Source organism: Microvirga terricola (genome assembly GCF_011777495.1).
Lineage (GTDB): Bacteria > Pseudomonadota > Alphaproteobacteria > Rhizobiales > Beijerinckiaceae > Microvirga > Microvirga terricola.
The window spans coordinates 19,759-41,479 of record NZ_JAATJS010000004.1 but is presented as its reverse complement, the minus strand read 5'-3'; the positions used below and the strand labels follow the sequence as shown (position 1 = coordinate 41,479).

Annotated in this window: 16 protein-coding genes; 9 read left to right on the top strand and 7 right to left on the bottom strand. The window is 63.6% G+C overall.

Translation table 11 applies throughout. From position 1 onward, the window contains the following. Positions 1-27: 27 nt before the first annotated feature. From prfB to HB375_RS12315, 3 genes are all read right to left on the bottom strand, one after another. Positions 28-1,156 (bottom strand): peptide chain release factor 2 gene (gene prfB / locus HB375_RS12325; RefSeq protein ID WP_167673314.1). Its coding sequence is split into 2 segments (ribosomal slippage): positions 28-1,086 and positions 1,088-1,156, totalling 1,128 coding nucleotides; the frame shifts between segments, so codons are not numbered across the junction. A gap of 162 nt (positions 1,157-1,318) precedes the next feature. Next, on the bottom strand, positions 1,319-3,769 hold the full coding sequence (locus HB375_RS12320; protein WP_167673313.1) for a penicillin-binding protein 1A: 2,451 nt from the start codon (positions 3,767-3,769) through the stop codon (positions 1,319-1,321). A gap of 147 nt (positions 3,770-3,916) precedes the next feature. Continuing rightward, positions 3,917-5,161: an N-acetylmuramoyl-L-alanine amidase gene (locus tag HB375_RS12315; RefSeq protein WP_167673312.1), complete on the bottom strand. Its 1,245-nt coding sequence runs from the start codon at positions 5,159-5,161 to the stop codon at positions 3,917-3,919. A 606-nt stretch (positions 5,162-5,767) separates the two neighbouring features. Between HB375_RS12315 and HB375_RS12310 the strand changes: the two genes are divergently transcribed. Beyond that, the gene (locus HB375_RS12310; RefSeq protein ID WP_167673311.1) at positions 5,768-8,365 is read left to right on the top strand and encodes an Rne/Rng family ribonuclease; all 2,598 of its coding nucleotides are present in this window, start codon (positions 5,768-5,770) and stop codon (positions 8,363-8,365) included. A 178-nt stretch (positions 8,366-8,543) separates the two neighbouring features. On the opposite strand, the gene HB375_RS12305 is transcribed toward HB375_RS12310, so the two are convergent. Next, positions 8,544-9,725, bottom strand: a complete 1,182-nt coding sequence (locus tag HB375_RS12305; protein ID WP_167673310.1) for a pyridoxal phosphate-dependent aminotransferase — start codon at positions 9,723-9,725, stop codon at positions 8,544-8,546. A gap of 252 nt (positions 9,726-9,977) precedes the next feature. Here HB375_RS12305 and HB375_RS12300 point away from each other — a divergent pair, with 252 nt between their 5' ends. The 5 genes from HB375_RS12300 to aat all read left to right on the top strand — a co-directional run bounded on the left by HB375_RS12300 (position 9,978) and on the right by aat (position 14,045). Then, positions 9,978-10,754: a DsbA family protein gene (locus HB375_RS12300; protein WP_167673309.1), complete on the top strand. Its 777-nt coding sequence runs from the start codon at positions 9,978-9,980 to the stop codon at positions 10,752-10,754. A gap of 174 nt (positions 10,755-10,928) precedes the next feature. Then, the gene (gene aroQ, locus HB375_RS12295) at positions 10,929-11,396 is read left to right on the top strand and encodes a type II 3-dehydroquinate dehydratase (protein ID WP_167673308.1); all 468 of its coding nucleotides are present in this window, start codon (positions 10,929-10,931) and stop codon (positions 11,394-11,396) included. Between the two features lie 26 nt (positions 11,397-11,422). Beyond that, positions 11,423-11,905, top strand: a complete 483-nt coding sequence (gene accB / locus HB375_RS12290; protein WP_167673307.1) for an acetyl-CoA carboxylase biotin carboxyl carrier protein — start codon at positions 11,423-11,425, stop codon at positions 11,903-11,905. 5 nt (positions 11,906-11,910) lie between these two features. Then, positions 11,911-13,266, top strand: a complete 1,356-nt coding sequence (gene accC / locus HB375_RS12285) for an acetyl-CoA carboxylase biotin carboxylase subunit (protein ID WP_167673306.1) — start codon at positions 11,911-11,913, stop codon at positions 13,264-13,266. A 77-nt stretch (positions 13,267-13,343) separates the two neighbouring features. After that, on the top strand, positions 13,344-14,045 hold the full coding sequence (aat, locus tag HB375_RS12280; protein ID WP_246728483.1) for a leucyl/phenylalanyl-tRNA--protein transferase: 702 nt from the start codon (positions 13,344-13,346) through the stop codon (positions 14,043-14,045). 9 nt (positions 14,046-14,054) lie between these two features. Here the strand turns inward: aat and HB375_RS12275 are convergent, their stop codons facing one another. After that, the gene (locus HB375_RS12275) at positions 14,055-14,654 is read right to left on the bottom strand and encodes a DUF2155 domain-containing protein (protein WP_167673305.1); all 600 of its coding nucleotides are present in this window, start codon (positions 14,652-14,654) and stop codon (positions 14,055-14,057) included. Between the two features lie 188 nt (positions 14,655-14,842). Here HB375_RS12275 and HB375_RS12270 point away from each other — a divergent pair, with 188 nt between their 5' ends. Together HB375_RS12270 and HB375_RS12265 are read left to right on the top strand one after the other, a co-directional pair. After that, positions 14,843-15,481, top strand: coding sequence for a hypothetical protein (locus HB375_RS12270; protein ID WP_167673304.1), 639 nt, complete (start codon positions 14,843-14,845; stop codon positions 15,479-15,481). Positions 15,482-15,617: 136 nt separating this feature from the next. Further along, on the top strand, positions 15,618-16,385 hold the full coding sequence (locus HB375_RS12265) for a calcium-binding protein (protein WP_246728482.1): 768 nt from the start codon (positions 15,618-15,620) through the stop codon (positions 16,383-16,385). Between the two features lie 145 nt (positions 16,386-16,530). Here the strand turns inward: HB375_RS12265 and HB375_RS12260 are convergent, their stop codons facing one another. Both HB375_RS12260 and HB375_RS12255 read right to left on the bottom strand, forming a co-directional pair. After that, positions 16,531-16,752: a hypothetical protein gene (locus HB375_RS12260; protein WP_167673303.1), complete on the bottom strand. Its 222-nt coding sequence runs from the start codon at positions 16,750-16,752 to the stop codon at positions 16,531-16,533. 24 nt (positions 16,753-16,776) lie between these two features. Beyond that, positions 16,777-17,187, bottom strand: coding sequence for an NADH:ubiquinone oxidoreductase subunit NDUFA12 (locus tag HB375_RS12255; protein WP_167673302.1), 411 nt, complete (start codon positions 17,185-17,187; stop codon positions 16,777-16,779). A 693-nt stretch (positions 17,188-17,880) separates the two neighbouring features. Between HB375_RS12255 and HB375_RS12250 the strand changes: the two genes are divergently transcribed. Continuing rightward, complete coding sequence (locus HB375_RS12250) at positions 17,881-21,579, top strand: vitamin B12-dependent ribonucleotide reductase (protein WP_167673301.1); 3,699 nt, start codon at positions 17,881-17,883, stop codon at positions 21,577-21,579. The last annotated feature ends 142 nt before the right edge of the window (positions 21,580-21,721 follow it).

The window sequence follows — 21,721 nt, the reverse complement described above, 5'->3', positions numbered from 1 at the left end:
CCACTCGATCGAGTGGGCCTTTTCGTTTTAATCGATATCCTCGACCGCGTCGGCACCGCCATAGACGCGATGCGCGAGCGACGCCTCGATGAAGGGATCGAGCTCGCCGTCGAGCACATCCTGCGGGCTTGTCGACTGGTGGCCTGTGCGCAGGTCCTTCACGAGCTGATAGGGCTGCAGCACGTAGGAACGGATCTGGTGGCCCCAGCCGATTTCGGTCTTGGAGGCGGCCTCCGCGTTAGCCTTCTCTTCGCGCTTTTTCAGCTCGGCTTCGTAGAGGCGCGCGCGCAGCATGTTCCAAGCAGTCGCCCGGTTCTTGTGCTGGGAGCGCTCCTGCTGGCAGGCCACGACAATGCCACTCGGAATGTGGGTGATGCGCACCGCCGAGTCCGTCGTGTTGACGTGCTGGCCGCCTGCGCCGGAGGAGCGGAACGTATCGATCCGGCAATCGGATTCCTTGATCTCGATGTCGATGCGGTCATCAACGACCGGATAGACCCACACGGAGGCAAAGCTCGTGTGACGGCGCGCGTTCGAGTCGTAAGGCGAGATGCGCACCAAGCGGTGCACGCCGGACTCGGTCTTGAGCCAGCCATAAGCGTTGTGGCCTTTGATCAGGAGCGTAGCGCTCTTGATGCCGGCCTCTTCGCCGTCGGTGATTTCGAGAAGCTCGACCTTGTACTTCCGCCGCTCGCCCCAGCGGGCATACATGCGCTGAAGCATCGAGGCCCAATCCTGGCTCTCTGTGCCGCCCGCGCCGGAATGCACTTCGAGATAGGTGTCGTTCGTATCCGCTTCGCCAGAGAGCAGTGTCTCGACCTGACGGCGCGCCGCCTCGTCCTGCAAGGCGCGGATCACGTCCTCGCCTTCCTTGACAGTGTCCGCGTCGTCCTCGACCTCGCCGAGTTCGATCAGCGTGATCGCATCGTCAAGCTCCTGCTCCAGACGCTTGATGGCGGTGATCTGGTCTTCCAGCGCGGTGCGCTCGCGCATGACCTTCTGCGCGACGTCGGCATCGTTCCAGAAGTCGGGATTTTCGGTGAAGGAATTCAGTTCGGCGAGGCGTCGCTGGGCAGTATCCCAGTCAAAGATGCCTCCTCAGCAGCCCGACTGACTGCTTGGTCTCATCTACGAGGTGTTGGATTTCGGCGCGCATGGTTCTGATTCAGGCCCATCTCATGTGAAGCGGCGTCTTAAGGGGAGCGCCGCCGGGTGTAAAGGAGCCGTCCGCCGCATGGACGCAAAACCGCGACGATAACGTCGCGGTCGCGCATCTGCGAGCTTTTGGAGGACGCCTCCCATATGGGAGGCGTGACGGCTAATACAATCCGCCGGTGCCCGCGCCGACTGCCTGCGGTCCCGGAGGCATACCGGTCTGCGGCCCCACCGGCATACCCGTCGCCGGATCGATCTCAACCGGGTTGTAGGTCTCCGGCGGGCCGGTGCCCGGCTTGAACGCCTCGACGATGACGCCACCGCCTTCGCCTGCCCCGGCGCGGGTGCCGGTGGAGGCGTTGACGCGGATGAGCTTGATGCCGGCCGGCACGCGGAACGGCGTCGCAGGCTTGTCCTTCAACGCCAGCTGCATGAAATCGCGGAACACGGGAGCCGCATATTGGCCCGCCGTCGCGGCGCTGCCGAGCGATTGCGGCTTGTCGTAGCCGAGGAACACGCCGACTGCGAGGTCCGGCGAGAAGCCGACGAACCACACGTCCTTCGCGTCGTTGGTCGTGCCGGTCTTGCCGGCGAGCGGCTTGCCGACCGCCTTGACGCTCTGCGCGGTGCCGCGTTGCACGACGCCCTCGAGGATCGAGGTCATCTGATAGGCAGTCAGCGGGTCGAGCACCTGCTCGCGGCTGTCGATCAGCTTGGGCGCGGCGCCACCGTCCCATTGATTCACGTCGCAAGCGGAGCACTTGCGGTCGTCGTGCCGGTAGATGGTCTTGCCGGTACGGTCCTGAATCTGGTCGATCAGGGTAGGCTTGATGCGCCGCCCGCCGTTCACGAACATGGAATAGGCGGCCGTCATGCGCATGACGGTCGTTTCGCCCGCGCCGAGCGACATGGAGAGCAGCGGCAGCATGTCGTCATAGACACCAAAACGGCGGGCATATTCGACGATAGAGGGCATGCCGACCTCGTTCGCCAGGCGCACCGTCATCAGGTTCTTCGAATGCTCGATGCCATAGCGCAGGGTGCGCAGGCCCGCCGACTTGCCATCATAGTTCGACGGCGCCCAGGCCGCCTGCCCCGGCCCCATGTCGAGGACGAAGGGTGCGTCCAAGATCTGGCTCGACGAGGTGTAGCCGTTGTCGAGGGCCGTGGCATAGACGATGGGCTTGAACGAGGAGCCGGGCTGACGCATCGCTTGCGTCGCGCGGTTGAACTCGCTCTGGTCGAAGGAGAAGCCGCCGACCATGGCGTGCACGCGGCCCGTATAGGGGTCCATGGCGACGATGGCGCCCGAAATCTCGGGGATCTGGCGCAGGCGGAACTGCGCGTTCTTCGCGTCGAGCAGATCCACATACACCACGTCGCCGACCGACACGGCCTTTTCAACCGGGCGGCGCGTCCACTTCACGCCGTCTGCTGTGACGAAGCCGGTTTCGCGGTCGCGCGAGACCTGACCCGAGGCCTCCTTCTTGGGCTGGAGGCCGATGCGGGCGCGCCCGCCCGAGACTTCCAACACCACGGCCATGCGCCAGGGCTGCACATCGGCCGGGGCCGGCATTTCGGCGAGAGCCAGACCCCATTCGCGGGCGGTCAGATCGAGCTTGTGGTGAGAGCCGCGCCATCCCCGTGCCTCGTCAAAGCGCACGAGGCCGTCGACCAGCGCCTTGCGGGCCATAGCCTGCATCTTCGGGTCAAGGGTCGAACGGATCAGCAGGCCGCCTTCATAGAGCTTCTGCTCGCCGTAGCGCTCCGCGATGTCGCGGCGCACGCCTTCGGCGAAATAGCCGGACGCAATGCTGTTGGGCGAGACAACGCGCGGGTTGACCCCGAGCGGCGTCTTCTTGGCCGCATCGGCGTCCTGGCGCGAGACGTAGCCGTTCTCGGCCATGCGGTCGATCACCCAGTTGCGACGCTCGACCGCCGCCTGGCGCTGGCGGAACGGATGGTAATTGTTGGGCCCCTTGGGCAGCGCGGCGATATAAGCCACCTCGGACAGGCTCAGTTCGTGGACGGACTTGCCGAAATAATCGAGAGCCGCGGCCGCGACGCCGTGCAGGTTGCGCCCGGGGGTAAGTGTCCCGAGGAAAATCTCGTTCAGGTAGAGCTCAAGAATCTTGTCCTTCGAGAAGGTCGACTCCATCCTCAGGGCAATCAGCGCCTCGCGGATCTTGCGCTCGTAACTCCGCTCGTTGCCGACAAGAAAGTTCTTGGCCACCTGCTGGGTGATCGTCGAAGCGCCCTGTTTGCCACCGGATCGGAGGTTCGCGACGATGGCGCGCACGATGCCTTCCGGGTCGATGCCCGGGTGCTTGTAGAAGTTCTTGTCTTCCGCCGACAGAAACGCGGCAACGACCAGCTTGGGGATCGCCTGGATCGGCACATAGAGGCGGCGCTCGCGAGCATATTCGGCAATCAGGCTACCATCCGACGCATGAACGCGCGTCATGATCGGCGGCTCGTAGTTCGCGAGCTGCGCGTGATCCGGCAGATCCTTCGAGTACATCCAGTAGCCATAGGCCAGCCCGAGGGCGCCGATCAGGAAGCAGATCGCCCCGACGCTGAACAGGAAACCGAAGAATCGTAGGACGAAGCGCATCCGTAGGTATTCCGTTATCGGCGCCGGCGGCGCACGGTTATGCTGATCTGCAAACGCCGATCTGGGTTGGAGGGCAATCGGGACATCCGTCCTTATCGCCCTGTTAGCGGAGGAATCACGTCCCCGCCACGGCTATCCACACTCTATCTATGGTAAAACTGCGGCGGGACCCTGACGAGCAAGCCGCGTGGAAAAAAATCTTTCCACAGCGACCGCCATGGCCGAGATCATCTTGCCGCGCCACTCGTCCGACATGAGCTGGTCCAGGTCCTGCTTGCTCGACAGATAGCCCAGCTCCACCAGCACGGACGGCACGTCGTGCGCCCTCAACACCCTGAAACCCGCCTCACGCCTCGGGTTCTTGTTGAGCCGGGCGATGGAGTCCAGCTCCCCCACCAGCCGGTTCGCGAAGCCGTGCGAGAAACTCCGAGTTTCCCGCAAGGTCAGTTCCTGGAGGATATCCATGACATCGTCCGCCGCATCCCCGGATTCCACGCCCGCGATGGCGTCCGCCTTGTTTTCCCGGTCCGCCAGCTTCGCGGAATCGGCGTCCGAGGCGCGCTCCGCGCCGGTATAGACCGTCAGACCCCGCACATCCTGGCCGCCGGAGATCGAGTCGGCATGGATCGAGATGAAAAGATCGGCCTTCGCCGCCCGCGCGGTCCGAACCCGATCGCCAAGCGAAATGAAGACGTCCTGATCGCGGGTCATCAGAACGCGGTAATGCCCCTGCGCCTCGAGCTTCTTCTTCAATTGCTGGGCAAAGGAGAGGACCAGATCCTTCTCGACCATGCCGGTCAGCGCCGCAGCGCCCGGATCGACGCCGCCATGGCCAGGATCGATCATGATGACGGGCCGCGTGTCCTTGGCATCCTTGGAGATCGCCGGTTCCGCGGCGGCCTGCTTGGCGGCCTGAGGAGAACTCTCCGAAGCGGCGCGGCGGAACTCGTCCCGCTCCACCTTCGTCAATTCGATGGTCAGAAGCGCTCCACTGGGAGCGTTCTGGTCGACCCGGACAGCGGACACGACAGCCGGTTGCGACAGGTCGACAACCATCCGCGACCGACCGGGAGCGAAAAGACCGTAGCGGTAGGACGCTATCAGCCCTTCCCGTTTGCGCCCCGTCTCAGCGGGAAGGTGGAACGCCACCTCGGGCAGGTCCACGATCACCCGGTCGGGACGTTCCATCAGATAGGCCTTGGCAGCGACGGGCTTCGACAGCGTGACCTTCAAGCGGGTCTTGGCAGCCTCGACATCGACCGCCACTGCGATAGCCACTGCCTTATCGCCCTTGGCCTCCGGCCCAGCCGCCCGCGCGATCCCGCTGCCCGCCAGCGCGAGTGTGGCCACAAGGCAAAGCCGTATAAGGCTTATGAAGGGCGAAATACGCATTCCCGATCGCTGGCTGTTTCCAAGCGCCCTCCTATCTCATAGGTCGCGCTTGGTTAATGAAGCCTCATGCGCGACGGAGCGTTTACCTGGACACTGTTGCAATGAAGGCACAGTGTCCCAGCGGCTTGCCAAATGCCCCGTTCAATCTGTAATGATGAGGACCCCGTCCGGCATGGCCGAATCTGACGGCGGGTCCGAGGAGACGGTTGTGTTGACCGATCCTCAGGACCCCCGTCACCCTCTACAGGCTCGCGGACAGGCTCAAAGTGCGATGTTTCATCGCGAAAATACCGGTGGCCGGTTATCCGGCTCATCGCTTTCGAAAGGGCCGTCGTTGAATGGTTGCGCAAGCGAAGTCAGATCTGACTCTCGTCAAAGCGCCGTTCGATTTGCGCGATCGGTTTCGCGCCCGCTCATGTTCCGCTCAACCCGGCATGGCGTCGGCCCCGTTTAACCCAGAATGCGCCCCAATGAGGCGCACGATGGCGATCGACAGCAATCCGAACGCAATTTCAGCCCGCCGCGCGCTTTCGCGGCGTGGCCGCCCGTCCTCAACGCGGCTCCTGCCTCAGATCCTGCCCTCGGTCGCCATGTCGAGAGTCCAACATGGCAAACAAGATGCTTATCGATGCCTCCCACCCGGAAGAAACCCGGGTCGTGGTGGTGCGTGGTCAGAAGGTCGAAGAATTCGACTTCGAATCCGCTAACCGGAAGCAGTTACGCGGCAATATCTATCTCGCGAAAGTGACGCGGGTCGAACCGTCCCTCCAGGCCGCGTTCGTCGAATATGGCGGAAACCGCCACGGCTTCCTCGCATTCAGCGAAATCCATCCCGATTACTACCAGATCCCGGTCGCCGACCGACAGGCTCTTCTCGAGGCCGAGGCCGAGGCTCAGGCCGAGGAAGAGCGCGAGGAAGAGCGCCGCCGCAACCGCCGCCGCGGCGCCTCGAAGCGCGCTCGGAGCGCCGAGACGGTCACCTCCTCCGAAGCCGAGGCCGGCTCCGAAGAGGCCGCCGCTCCCGCTGACGGCGAGGAGGCCGGCGAGACCACGGAGATCGTGCTGTCCGGCGAAACGCTTGAGCTGGTCCAGGGTGAGGAGGTTTCCGAAGAGGCCGACTCCGACGAGGAAGCGACCGAGAGCAAGGCTGCTCCCGCCGAGGAGCACGAGGACGGCGACCATGGCGAGGATGACCATGGTGAAGACGACGAGCACGGCGAGGAAGACATCGTCGAGCAGCTCGGCGGCAGCGACGTGGCGGACGATCTTCCCCAGCGCCCGCGCACCCCGCGCAAGCAGTACAAGATCCAGGAAGTCATTAAGCGTCGCCAGGTGCTGCTGGTCCAGGTCGTCAAGGAAGAGCGCGGCAACAAGGGCGCGGCCCTGACCACCTACCTGTCGCTCGCGGGCCGTTATTCCGTGCTCATGCCCAATACGGGCCGGGGCGGCGGCATTTCCCGCAAGATCACCAACGCCGCCGACCGCAAGCGCCTGAAGGAAATCGCCCAGGAGCTCGAGGTTCCGGAGGGAATGGGCATCATCCTGCGCACGGCCGGTGCCTCCCGCACCAAGCCGGAAATCAAGCGAGACTACGAATATCTGATGCGTATGTGGGAGAGCGTGCGCGAGCTGACGCTCAACTCCTCGGCTCCCGCTCTGGTCTATGAGGAAGGCTCGCTCATCAAGCGCGCCATCCGCGACCTCTACAACAAGGACATCGACGACGTTCTCGTTTCCGGCGAGGACGGCTATCGCGAGGCCAAGGACTTCATGCGCATGCTCATGCCGAGCCATGCCAAGATCGTCCAGCCCTATCGCGACCAGCAGCCGCTCTTCGCGAAGTATGGTGTCGAAGCGCAGCTCGACGCGATGTTCTCGAACCACGTCACACTGAAATCGGGCGGCTATCTCGTCATCAACCCGACGGAAGCGCTCGTTTCCATCGACGTGAACTCGGGCCGCTCGACGCGCGAGCACAACATCGAAGACACAGCGCTGCGCACAAACCTCGAAGCAGCGGAAGAAATCGCACGCCAGCTGCGCCTGCGCGACCTTGCGGGCCTCGTGGTCATCGACTTCATCGACATGGAAGAAAAGCGCAACAACCGCGCCGTCGAGAAGAAGCTGAACGAGTGCCTGAAGAACGACCGCGCGCGCATCCAGGTGGGCCGCATCTCGCCCTTCGGTCTTCTCGAAATGTCGCGCCAGCGCATCCGCACCGGCGTGCTCGAATCCTCCTCCGTCCCCTGCCCGCATTGCGCCGGCATCGGCACCGTGCGCTCGACGCCGTCCGTCGCGCTGCACGTGCTGCGCTCGATTGAGGAAACGCTCATCAAGAACGCGGGCTACAACCTCATCGTCCGGACCCGGATGGAGGCGGCGTTCTACATCCTCAACCAGAAGCGCGTTCACCTGCGCGATCTCGAAACCCGGTTCGGCGTGGCAATTGCCATCGTTCCCGATGACAGCCTGACCGGCACGACGACTTTCGCCATCGACCGCGGCGAGCCCGCCCTGCGGCTGGAGCACAAAGCCGCCGTCACCGGCATCCAGATCGACGCGATCCTGCCGCCGGACGAAGTCGAGGCCGAGATCGAAGAGACCGAGGAAGAGGCCGTCGAGGAAGCGCGGGCCAACGAGGAGCGCGCCGAAGAAGGCGAAGGCGAAGGCGGGGGTCGCCGTCGTCGCCGCCGTCGCCGCCGTCGCGGCCGCGACCGGGAGGCCGGTGAAGGCGCCCCCGAGGGCGGTGAAGAGGCCGAGGCCGGCGAAGAGGCCGCCGAGGGCGAGGAGCCCGTTGCTGCTGAAGGCGCTGAGGCCGCTGAAGCCGCCGAGCCTGCAGGCGAAGGCAGCGGACGCCGTCGCCGCCGGGGCCGTCGCGGCGGCCGTGGCCGTGGCCGCGAGGAATCGCTGGTCGAGTTCGCGGTCGAGGAAGGTTTCGTCGGCCCGAGCGTCGAGGCCGTGGAAGCGGCTTTGGCTGAGGCCATTGGCAGCCCGGAAGAGGCTCCCGTGAAAGCAGCGGAGCGGCCCGCAGCCCCTGAGCCTACACCCGCTCCTGCCCCGGTCGCTGAGGAAGCTCCCGTGGCGCCTGCTCCCGTCATCCCGGAGCCCGAGCCGGTCGCCGTCGTCCTGACACCCGTCGACCCCGACCGCCCGAAGCGGGCCGGCTGGTGGTCAAAGGCCAAGTCGGTGTTGAGCGGCGAGTAATCGCAACAGTTCGAGAATAAGAAATGGCCGGGCTTGTCCCGGCCATTTGCTTTTGCGCTTCCAAGAAAGGGATCTACGGCGCCGATGGCTCCGCACCCGGTACAAGCCGGCCGGAGCTCATCAAGATCGCCAGCAAAGCTGATCGCCAGCGATTTCTTCGTGGTCTAAGGTCTCGGGCCTACTTCAACCAAGCCGCCAGCCGGGCGACCGTCTCACGGCAATCGTTTTCGGAGCCTGCGAAGGACAGGCGCAGGTAGTGCGCACCTTCGATGGGATCGAAATCGAGGCCGGGGGTCGCGGCCACGCCTGCCTCTTCCAGCATGCGCTTGGAGAAGCCGATGGAATCGTTCGTGAAGCGGGCGATGTCGGCGTAGATGTAGAAGGCGCCGTCGACCGGGTGCATCTCGGTGATGCCGATGCGGGGCAGCTCTTCGAGAAGATAGGCGCGGTTGCGGGCATAGCCGGCTTTGACCGCCTCCAGCTCCTCCGTGGCGTCAAAGGCCGCAAGCGCCGCGACCTGCGAGAGATAAGGCGGCGAAATGTAGAGGTTTTGGGCCAGCCGCTCGATGGGGCGCACGAGACGCTCCGGCACCATGATCCAGCCGATGCGCCAGCCGGTCATGCAGTAGTATTTGGAGAACGAATTGATGACGATGGCGTCGTCGTCCGACGACAGGGCCGTCGTGGCCGGCTCGTTATAGGTCAGGCCGTGATAAATCTCGTCCGAGACGAACCATAGGCCGAGCCTGCGGCACGTCGCGCCGAGTTCGGCGAGTGCCTTTTGCCCGATCATGGTACCGGACGGATTCGCCGGGCTCATGGCGAGAATGCCGTGGAGCGGCTTTTCCGCGTGGGCCCTCTCGATGGCCCGGGCTGTCATGATCCACCCATCCGCCTTCGTCAGCGGAATGATGACCGGCTCGATGCCGAGCGCTTCCAAAATGTTGCGATAGGCCGGATAGCCCGGCGCCGTGATCGCGACGCGCTGGCCCGCATCGAAGAGGCTCAAAAAGGCCAGCACGAAGCCCGCCGAGGAGCCTGTCGTCACGATGACCCGCTCCGGCGCGAGGCTCACCCCATAGGCGTCGCGATAGTGCCGGGCGATCCGCTCGCGCAGCGGCGCGATGCCGAGCGCTTCCGTATAACCGATGCGGCCCGCATCCAGCGCGGCCTTCGCCGCCTCGCGGGCAGCGCGCGGCGCAGGCGCGGAGGGCTGGCCGACCTCCATATGGATCACGCTGTCCCCCCGCCTTTCCTTCGCGGCGGCGGCGCTCAACACGTCCATGGCCAGGAAGGACGCGACGCGCTCCACGCGGCGCGCGAGATGGGGCAAGGGGAGATCGGTCACTGATTTTGTCATGCAATGGCTCGTATCGTCTTGGACCGCTGGCCTCAAGCGGGTTCATGGACGCCAACGAACCCGTGAATTGACCGGACGCGCCCCAACCGGCTAACTCGCACCCCGAGGACACAATTTTGCAAACGGTGCTCGCTATAAAATGATGATCGATGGCGCGAAACGCGTATCGCAAGGCATCGAAAGTCGCAAAGGCGCGTTTTATCAACGCCTTACGAAGCAAAATTGAAGAAAATTTCGAACAAAGGACCGACCATGCGCCTCTCGCTTCTCAAATCCTGCCGGACCGTCGCCCTTCTCGGCGCGCTGGCCCTCGCCCCCTCGGCGATGGCGCAGAATGCGGTCTTCAACGACCAGCAGCGTCAGGCCATCGGCGAGATCGTCCGCGACTATCTCATAAAGAATCCAGAGGTTCTCCAGGAGGTCATCGGCGAGTTGGAAAAGCGGCAGGCCGAGGCGCAACGCGTGGCCCAGGCCGGGGCCCTGAAGGAGACGCGGCAGACGCTTCTGAACGCCCCTCACTCCTTCATCGTCGGCAACCCGTCGGGCGATGTCACGCTGGTCGAGTTCTTCGATTACAATTGCGGCTACTGCAAACGGGCGCTGGGCGACGTGAAGACGCTGGTGAAAAACGACCCCAAGCTGCGCGTGGTTCTGAAGGACTTCCCCGTCCTCGGCCCGGATTCGGTCGAGGCCAGCCGCGTGGCGCTCGCCGCCCGCAACCAGCTTCAGGGCGACAAGTTGTTCGACTTCCACTTCAAGGTCATGGACAGCAAGGGCCGGGTGAATGGCGAGCGGGCCATCGCCGTTGCCAAGGACATGGGCCTCGACATCGCCCGGCTCCAGAAGGACATGGAAAGCCCCGACGTGCGCGCCGCCCTTCAGGAAAACATGGGCCTCGGCGACAAGCTGGGCCTGACCGGCACCCCCGCCTTCATCATCGGCGACGAGGTCATTCCCGGCGCTGTGGGCATCGAGCCGCTGAAGCAGGTGGTCGCCAATGTTCGCCAGTGCGGCAAGGCCAACTGCTGAGCGAATCCTGTCACGCGAGCATCGCTTCCGGTGGTAATTTCGGGGCCGTTTCCCTAGGGAAGAGGAAGGCCAAGCTTTGGAAAGCCATGGTTTTCCCCTTTCCCCCCGGTTTCCTTTTGGCTAAGACGGCCTATCCGCCCCGGTTCCCGGGGCCATCGGAATGCTCCTTTCGCGATGATCACCGTCCACGTCCTTAACGGGCCGAACCTCAATATGCTCGGCCGCCGCGAGCCTCAGATTTACGGCAGCGTCACGCTGCCGGAGATCGAAAAGCTCGTGCGCGACAAGGCGGAGGCACTCGGTGCATCCATCGCCTTCCGCCAATCGAACCACGAAGGGCAGCTGGTCGACTGGATTCAGGAAGCCGGAGCGCAGGGCGCTGGCATCGTCATCAATGCCGGAGCCTATACCCACACCTCGATCGCCTTGCGGGATGCCATTGCAGGCAGTGGCGCCCCGACGGTCGAGATCCATCTTTCAAACGTTCACGCTCGCGAAGGCTTCCGCCATCGCTCGTTCATTGCACCCGTCTGCGTGGGGGTGATCTGCGGTTTCGGGCCCATGAGCTACCTGCTCGGCCTGGACGCGGTCCACCGCGTGATGGTTGAACGCGCGCAGCGGCCCAATCCTTCCAAGCATTAGTTCCTCAGAAATAAGAGGTGAGCCACATGGCCAAGGAAAACCCTTTCGATCCCGATCTCGTGCGTGAGCTGGCGACCCTGATCGCCGACACCGATCTCACCGAGATCGAAGTGGAGAAGGGCGATCTGCGCATCCGCGTGGCGCGCACTATCACTGCGACCGTGACGGTTCCGGTTGCCGCTCCCGCTATGGCGAGCGCCCCTGCCCCGGTCGTCGCGCCGCCGCCGGCCGCCGTGACCGAGGCTGCGCCCTCCGCGAAGTCCGCCGCGTCTCATCCGGGCGCCGTGCTCTCGCCGATGGTCGGCACCGCCTATCGCAAGCCCTCGCCCGACGCGAAGTCTTTCATTGAGGTCGGCTCCAAGGTCCAGGCCGGCGACAAGCTGCTGCTGGTCGAGGCCATGAAGACCTTCAACGAGATCACGGCGCCGCGCGCCGGCACTGTCACGGCGATCCTCGTTGAAGACGGAACGCCGGTCGAATACGGCGAGCCGCTGGTGATCATCGAGTAAGCGCGATGTTCGATAAAATCCTCATTGCCAATCGCGGCGAGATCGCTCTGCGCATCCTGCGTGCGGCGAAGGAGCTGGGCATTGCGACCGTCGCGGTGCATTCCACCGCCGATGCGGATGCGATGCATGTGCGCCTCGCCGACGAGAGCGTCTGCATCGGCCCGCCGGCGGCCCGTGACAGCTACCTCAACATCCCGGCTCTGATCGCCGCCTGCGAAATCACCGGCGCTGATGCGATCCACCCCGGCTACGGCTTCCTCTCTGAGAACGCCCGCTTCGCCGAGGTGCTTGAGCACCATCGCATCGCCTTCATCGGCCCCAAGGCCGAGCACATCCGTATCATGGGCGACAAGATCGAGGCCAAGCGCACCGCGAAGCGTCTCGGCATCCCCTGCGTGCCGGGCTCGGAAGGCGGCATCAGCGATGAGGCGGAAGCCAAGCGCGTCGCCAAGGACATCGGCTATCCGGTCATCATCAAGGCTGCCGCCGGCGGTGGCGGACGCGGCATGAAGGTCGCGCGCAATGAGGACGATCTCGTCCACGCGTTGCAGACCGCCAAGACCGAGGCCAAGGCCGCGTTCGGCGACGATGCGGTCTATATTGAGAAGTACCTCGAAAAGCCGCGCCACATCGAGATCCAGGTGCTCGGAGACGGCAAAGGCAACGCCATCCATCTCGGCGAGCGTGACTGCTCGCTGCAGCGCCGCCACCAGAAGGTCTGGGAAGAAGGCCCCTCGCCCGCTCTCAACGTCGAAATGCGCGAGCGCATCGGCGGCGTGGTCGCGAAGGCGATGCAGGAGCTGAAATATATCGGCGCCGGCACCATCGAGTTCCTCTACGAGGATGGCGAGTTCTATTTCATCGAAATGAACACCCGCATCCAGGTGGAGCACCCGGTGACGGAGATGATCACCGGCATCGATCTGGTGAACGAGCAGATCCGCATCGCGGCGGGTGCGCCGCTTTCGGTTAAGCAGAGCGACATCAAGATCGAGGGCCATGCCATCGAGTGCCGCGTGAACGCCGAGCATCCCTCGACCTTCCGCCCCTCGCCCGGCACGATCAGCTACTTCCACCCGCCGGGTGGTCTGGGGGTACGCGTCGATTCGGCAGCCTATCAGGGCTACCGCATTCCGCCGCATTACGACTCCCTCGTCGCCAAGCTCATCGTGCATGGCCGCACCCGTAACGAGTGCCTCATGCGCCTGCGCCGCGCGCTCGACGAGTTCGTGGTGGACGGCATCGACACCACGCTGCCCCTCTTCCGCACCCTCGTGCGCAACCCGGACATTCAGAACGGCCAGTACGACATTCACTGGCTTGAGAATTTCCTGAAGACGGGCGGCCTCGACGAGGCTTAAAACTATTCGGGATCGCTGCCCGGTGCGGCGATCCCGCCCATGTCCCTAAAATTGGCCAACCTCGAGTTTGGCCGGGCATGGTCAAACGCGAACGGCGTGCTACCTTCGGCGTGATGAGGGCCGACCAAATCGACATAACGCCGGAGATCCTGCTCAAGGCCTATGCCGCCGGCATCTTCCCCATGGCGGAGGATGCGGACGATCCATCCCTGTTCTGGGTCGAGCCACGCGAGCGAGGCATCATTCCCCTCGACGGATTCCACATCGGCAAGCGCCTCGCCCGCACGGTGCGCTCGGACCATTTCGAGGTCCGGGTGGATGAGGATTTCGACGGAGTCATCGCGGGCTGTGCCGCGCCGGGATTCGACCGCGAGAGGACCTGGATCAGCCGTCGCATCCGTGAGCTTTACGGCGCGCTCTTCGATAGCGGCTATTGCCACACCGTCGAGGTGTATCTGGACAACCGCCTCGTCGGCGGTCTCTACGGGGTGCGGCTCAGGAGCGCATTCTTCGGCGAAAGCATGTTCCATACCGAGCGCGATGCCTCGAAGGTCGCGCTCGTTCATCTCGTGGCGCGCCTGCGCCGGGGCGGCTTCACCCTTCTCGACACGCAATTCGTGACGCCCCATCTCGCGCAGTTCGGCGCGGTCGAGGTTCCCCGTCGCCGCTACAAACAGTTGCTGCAAGCCGCCATGGAGCAAGACGCGAACTGGGACGCATGGCCCCACGGCACCGTCGTCACGGGCGAACAGGCGTTGGCCGAATTGACCGTGCCCTAACCGTATCGCTTACCGGTTGTTGTTGATGATGGGCGGCGGCGGAGCGGGGCGCCGCGCCGGCGGTTGCAGGGGAGCTGTCGTAACAGGCGGCGGCGGCGCGATCTGCGTGGGAGCGGCACCTGCCGGCGGCGCCATGATGTCGCCGGGGCGCGGCGCGGCCGGGCGGCGGATCACGTCCTGCTGGACCGGCGGTTCTTCCGCCGTCTCCTTGGGCTCCGCGATGACCTGCGTGCCGCCCTTACAATCCACGAGCCAAATGTCATAGACCGGGTGCTCGATGCCGTGCAGGCCGGGGCTGGAGGCGAACATCCAACCCGAAAAGATCTTGCGGCTCTTGCCGTCCGTTCCCGCTTCCTCCACCTCTACGAACGAGGTCGTCTCGGGGTTCTCCGTCGGCGGTTTGGTGAAGCAGACGCGCGCGGTCATCTGCAACGCGCCGAATTGAACGGTTTCGTTGACCCCGACCTCGAAGGACACGATTCGGCCGGTGATCTTGTCGAGGCCCGAAAAGACAGCGGTCGGGTTCTTGATCCGGTCCGCATGGGCCGCTCCAGCGCCGCCGACGATCGTTGCGAGCATCACGAAAGCCCGCATCCATCCGAAATTCATGGTGCTCGTCCAAGCCAAGTTTATCGGGCCAAGTCTTTTTGGCCATCCCCACCGGCCATGCCTGGCCGCGTTTGCATTCGGGCAACGCGATAACACGCGAACCATGTTGGAAAAAGGGCAAGACGGCCAGGCATGGCCTTTCGCGCCCGATAATTTAGACTTCTCTTCCTTCAACCAGGAGCCTGTCCTTGAACGACGCCCGCCTGACGCTCGACTCCACACGCCGGTCCATGGGCTTCTTAAGTCTGTCGGAGATCGTCGCACTGTGCGAGCAGGGCGTCGTGATGCCGGACCCGGCCTCCGTGCTGATTTCGCGCGGCGTCAAGGTGGAAGCAGGTGCGATTCTCTGGCCGCAGGTGATTCTGCAAAGCGCGTTGGGCAGCGCGCTCACCATCGGCGCGAACACGATTCTCTTTCCCGGCACCCGGGTCGTCGCCGATGGCGGCTCGGTCTCCGTCGGGTCGGAGGCGGAAATCGGTGAGGAAGGCGGGTTCACGATAAAGGCCGAGGCAGGAGCCGTGATCGAGATCGGGAACGGCGCTCGCCTGCTCGGCGGCGGCTCGCTGACCCGCTCAAACAGAATCGGCGTAGGTGCGCAAATTCTCGGGCCGATCCGGTGCCAGAACTGCCGCCTCGGCAACGGCGGCTCCTATCGCCATCCGGAGCCGGATGAACGCGGGGGCGTCTTGAAAGGTTCAGGCGTCGCGCGAGACGTCGAGGTTCCGAGAGGATACGTCATCCAGGCCTTCGGGCTCTTTGCCGACGGCACGTTACAGCGCCAGTCCTTCTTCCACCCCCCAAAGGATGGAAAGGCAATGGCACCATGAAATTCCCGCTCTGAGGTTTCCGGCTCCTCGACAGTCACCGTGCGTCTCGCCGGTGTCCGTACTTCCAACGAGGAGTTGATTCACGGTTTTCGCCGTGCTGATATTCCCTAACGTTAGGATTAAGAGGCGATATAACGTGGCAACATTGACCTGGTCCGGACCGTTCGGATTCGATTTCAAAATCCTCGATTTGAGCGCTCTCCTGGATGGCGACAGTTATACACGCACGGCAACCGTGTTTGCGGTGAATTATGGCACAAGCGGATACGCGCGCGACGAGTTCCGGGGCCAAGGCCTCACCTATGACAGCAACGGCATTCCGACAGCAGGGGTCATGACCCGCTACGCGGGGTTCTTGAACGGGAGCAAGGTCGGCTCGATTGACGGCCTGGGCATTTCCGTCCCGTCCCTCGTCGCCGCTGCCAATACTCTCTCGCTCTCGGATGATCGCCGTGTCTTCGCCTCCGCCCTGGCCGGCAACGACCAGATCAGGGGCGGCCGCTACAACGACAAGCTCGAGAGTTTTGCCGGCAACGACACGCTGACAGGCGGTCAGGGCGCGGACAGACTTTATGGCGGTGCCGGCGCCGACGTTTTCGTATTCAAATCGATCCGCGACAGCACGGTCTCATCGGCCGGGCGCGATGTGATTTATGATTTCTCGACAGCCCAGCGAGACAGGATCGATCTGCATTCGATCGATGCAAGGACGAATGTCGCGGGGAACCAGGCATTCACCTTTATCGGAAAGAATCCCTTCCATAAGAAAGCCGGCGAGTTGCGTTACGAAAAGGCGTCAGGCGGCGTCATGGTACTCGGCGACGTCAACGGGGACGGCAACGCGGATTTCGCCATTCACGTCAAAGGCGTTTCCAGCCTCTCGAAGGGATACTTTTTGCTTTAGGGCCTACGCTCTTGTCATCCCCGGCGTGCTTTAGGGCGCGAAAAGGGGATCCATTCGGATCCGCAGAGGCTCCCCGTAGATCCCCTTCCGCTTCGCTTCGGCCGGGGATGACAGGGAGAGCCTCATGGCAGAGCGCCGCGGACCGCTAATCCTGATCAAACGGATCGGGCGCGGGCTCCGTCATCGGGTCGCCCCCCTTCTCGCGCCGGACATAGTGCGCGACCGAGCAGGCGTGAGAGCATAACAAGCCCCGGTCCGACCAATAGGCCGGGCCGTCTTCGACTTTTCCGCCCTGATAGGCGAAATCCGTATGGCCATAGGGCAGCCCGCATTCGACGCAGGCCCGTGGCTGAAGGCGACTCAGCATGTCACAACCATGCCGCGCCGGGAATCACTGTCCAGGCGACCACGGAACATAATCACCGGTGGCCGAGGGACGGCGGCCGGTCGAGAGTTGCGAGCCGGTGGGGCGATAGGCCTGCGGCGTGCCGGTCATGTTCGGAACGAACGGCTTCTCCCACGAATGGGGCTTATAGCCTTCCTCGCTCGGCGGAACGTCGCCATTGTGACAGAGCCACGCACGCCAGCCTGGAGGCACGCGGGAGGCATCGGCCTCACCGTTATAGATCACCCAGCGGCGTTCCGGCCCGACCGAGCGGTCGATGAGCGGGCCTTGCGCGCGATAATAGGTGTTGCCGAACTCGTCCTGCCCGACGAACTGGCCCTTGCGCCACGTATAGAAGCGCGTCCCGAGGGTCTGCCCGTTCCACCAGGTGAAGAACTGAAGCCAAAACTGTTTCATCGCTGTCGCCAGAGGGGTTCGTGAATTCGCGCGGAATATGGCCGCACGCTCGCGGGAAGTCCAGCCTCACGATGTGGGTCGCAAACCAAGTGTGATTCTCACCGGCATCACATTCCGCAAGGGAATGCCATTTTTCCCAGATTTCCGGTCTTTCGGGCCGAAGCCGGTTTCAGACCGGGTTCGTGAGCCGGCTCCGCGATACGTTACAAAATCCAAAAATTTTCCCCTCCTTTTGGATAGTTTCCCTATGGTTAATTTTGCCGTCGAAAAGACACACTTCCAGAGGGCGAATTTCATTTTCGAGAGGAGAATCCGAGGGTTAGCGACACGTCAGTTAACTATCCACATTTTACACAGACGGACACTATATCTAGTTCGGAACCGTTCCACCCGACACAAGTTCTTGACGTAAGGCGTTCGACGCGACTAGCTTGAGACCATGCCGATCCGAGACCGGCTGCCGACCTGAACAAGGCCGGTCGTACATCCTCTAGGACTAGCGTCAGAGCCGCACGGAATAATTGCTCCGTGTGGGCTTTGTGATGTCCGCGGAGAGCCGAAACTCGGACGAGCAACGTAGGGCGACCACAAAAAAACGGGTCGCAAGGCGTGTCGAACAAAGTGTGGGCTGGGGAGCCGCGAAGCATAATCGCGGCACGGAGACTTATTGTCTCCAAACGAAGGATTTGACTGATGCGGATTGAGCGGCGTTATACGAAATCGGGGCTCTCGCCCTATTCCTCCCTCGCCTTCCGGCTCGCGACGAGCGAGATCCGCAACCCGGACGGCTCGATCGTCTTCAGGCTTGAGAATATCGAGGTTCCGGAGACCTGGAGCCAGGTGGCGTCCGACGTTCTGGCGCAAAAGTATTTCCGCAAGGCCGGCGTGCCTGCGCGCATGAAGAAGGTCGAGGAGAACGACGTTCCCTCCTGGCTCTGGCGCTCGGTGCCGGATGAGGAGGCGCTCGCCTCCCTCCCCGAAGATCAACGCTACGGCTCCGAAATCTCCTCCAAGCAGGTTTTTGACCGCCTCGCCGGCTGCTGGACCTATTGGGGCTGGAAGGGCGGCTATTTCACCTCCGAAGAGGACGCCCAGGCCTTCTATGACGAGCTGCGCTTCATGCTCGCCAACCAGATGGTCGCGCCGAACTCGCCGCAATGGTTCAACACTGGCCTGCACTGGGCCTACGGCATCGATGGCCCCGGCCAGGGCCACTATTATGTCGACTACAAGACCGGCAAGCTGACCAAGTCGAAGTCGTCCTACGAGCATCCGCAGCCGCATGCCTGCTTCATCCAGGGCGTCGAGGACGACCTGGTGAACGAAGGCGGCATCATGGACCTATGGGTTCGTGAGGCGCGCCTGTTCAAATACGGCTCCGGCACCGGCTCGAACTTCTCGAACCTGCGCGGCGAAGGCGAGAAGCTCTCCGGCGGCGGCCGCTCATCCGGCCTCATGTCCTTCCTCAAGATCGGCGACCGCGCTGCGGGCGCGATCAAGTCCGGCGGCACCACGCGCCGCGCGGCCAAGATGGTGGTGGTCGATGTCGATCACCCGGATATCGAGGCCTATATCGACTGGAAGGTGAAGGAAGAGCAGAAGGTCGCGGCCCTCGTCGCGGGTTCCAAGCTCGCCAACAAGCACCTCAAGGCCATTCTGAAAGCCTGCGTGAACTGCGAAGCGCCAGGCGATGCCTGCTTCGATCCGGAGAAGAACCCGGCTCTGAAGAAGGAAATCAAGATGGCGCGCCGGGTCATGATCCCGGACAACTACATCAAGCGCGTCATCCAGTTTGCACGCCAGGGCTACACGGATATCGACTTCCCGATCTACGACACCGATTGGGACTCGGAAGCCTATCTCACCGTCTCTGGTCAGAACTCCAACAACTCCGTCTCGCTCACCGACGACTTCTTGCGCACGGTCGAAAAGGACGGAGACTGGCACCTGAAGGCGCGTAAGGACGGCAAGGTTCTCAAGACCCTGAAAGCCCGCGACCTGTGGGAGCAGATCGGCTACGCCGCCTGGGCGTCCGCCGATCCGGGCCTGCACTTCAACACCACCATGAACGACTGGCACACCAGCCCCGCCGGTGGCCGCATCCGCGCGTCGAACCCGTGCTCGGAATACATGTTCCTGGACGACACGGCCTGCAATCTCGCCTCCGCGAACCTGCTGCAGTTCTTCGACCGCGACGCCAAGCGCTTCGATGCGGATGCGTTCGAGCATGCCTGCCGGCTCTGGACCGTCGTTCTCGAAATCTCGGTGATGATGGCGCAGTTCCCGTCGAAGGAAATCGCGGAGCTGTCCTACGAGTACCGCACGCTCGGCCTCGGCTACGCGAATATCGGCGGCCTGCTCATGACCATGGGCCTGCCTTACGACTCCGATGAGGGCCGTGCGCTCGGCGGCGCGCTCACCGCCATCATGACCGGCGTGTCCTATGCGACCTCCGCCGAGATCGCGGGCGAGCTCGGGCCGTTCCCGAACTACGTCAAGAACGCGAAACACATGCTGCGCGTCATCCGCAACCATCGCCGCGCAGCGCATGGTCTGTCGGAAGGCTATGAGGGTCTCTCGGTCAACCCGGTTCCGCTCGATCACGCCTCCTGCCCCGATCAGAGCCTTATCACCCATGCCAAGGCGGCCTGGGACAAGGCGCTCGAACTCGGCGAGCAGCACGGCTACCGCAACGCGCAGTCGACCGTGATTGCGCCGACCGGCACCATCGGCCTCGTGATGGATTGCGACACCACCGGCATCGAGCCCGACTTCGCTCTCGTGAAGTTCAAGAAACTCGCAGGCGGTGGCTACTTCAAGATCATCAACCGCGCCGTGCCGGATGCGCTGCGCGCGCTGGGCTATCGAGAATCCGAGATCGCCGAGATCGAGGCTTACGCGGTGGGCCACGGCTCCATGCGCCAGGCGCCCGCCATCAACCCGGGCTCGCTTGCGGCACGTGGCTTCACGGATGAGAAGATCGAGGCGGTGGAGAAGGGCCTGAAGAGCGCCTTCGACATCAAGTTCGTCTTCAACAAGTGGACAATCGGCGAAGACTTCCTGACCGGCACGCTCAACGTCCCGGCGGACAGGCTCAACGATCCGTCCTTCGACCTGCTCTCTCACCTCGGCTTCTCGAAGGCCGATGTGGAAGCCGCGAACATCCACATCTGCGGCGCGATGACTCTCGAAGGCGCTCCGCACCTGAAGGTCGAGCATTACGCGGTCTTCGATTGCGCCAATCCCTGCGGCAAGATCGGCAAGCGTTATCTCTCGGTCGAGAGCCACATCCGCATGATGGCGGCGGCGCAGCCCTTCATCTCGGGCGCGATCTCCAAGACCATCAACATGCCGAACGACGCCACGGTCGAGGACTGCAAGAACGCCTACATGCTGTCCTGGAAGCTGGCGCTGAAGGCGAACGCGCTCTACCGCGACGGCTCCAAGCTCTCGCAGCCGCTCAACGCCGCGCTCATTGCCGACGAGGAAGAGGATGCGGAAGACGCCGCCGAGGCGCTCTCCGCCGTCCCCGCCGCCGCGAAGGCCGCGCACGTCTCCGAGCGCATCGTCGAAAAGATCGTGGAGCGCGTCGTCGCGGCCCACGAGCGCGAAAAGATGCCCGACCGCCGCAAGGGCTACACCCAGAAGGCGGTTGTGGGCGGCCACAAGGTCTATGTCCGCACGGGCGAATATGACGATGGCCGCCTCGGCGAAATCTTCATCGACATGCACAAGGAAGGCGCAGCCTTCCGTGCGATGATGAACAACTTCGCCATCGCCATCTCGCTCGGCCTGCAATACGGCGTGCCGCTGGAAGAATACGTGGAGGCCTTCACCTTCACGCGCTTCGAGCCCGCGGGCTTCGTGCAGGGCAACGAGCGCATCAAGAGCGCGACGTCGATCCTCGACTACGTGTTCCGCGAGCTGGCCGTGTCCTATCTCGGCCGCAACGACCTCGCCCACGTGGACGCCTCGGAAGCCGGCCCCACCACCATCGGCGCGGGCGAAGCCCAGTCGAAGGCGCCGGAAGCGGCTCCCGCCGCAGCCGTCGTCTCGCGCGGCTTCGTGCGCGGCAACTCCGACCGCCTGATGCTCATCACCGGCGGCGCCGGAGGCAACGGCCAGCGCACCGGCACCACGGGCCTCACCATGGGCGCGACCGCGCTCAAGGGTGAGTTCGTCGAGCACGAGGACAAGGTCGGCGAAGCCGACATCGCCAAACTCGGCTTCACCGCTCCGTCAGCCTCAGCCTCCCTCGCCGACAAGCGCGCAGAAGCGAAAATGAAGGGCTATGTCGGTGAGGCGTGCCCCGAATGCGCGAACTTCACGCTGGTGCGGAACGGGACGTGTTTGAAGTGCGATACGTGCGGCAGCACGACGGGGTGTTCGTAAGAGGTCCTCACGTCATCGTGAAGTGTGACCCAAAGTTCTACCGCAATTGACCAACTGTTGCCGCAACGTCCTAACAAGAGGCCGCCCATCGGGCGGCCTTTCTTTTTGGGCGACTGATATCCCGCCGTTGGCTTGCAGCCGC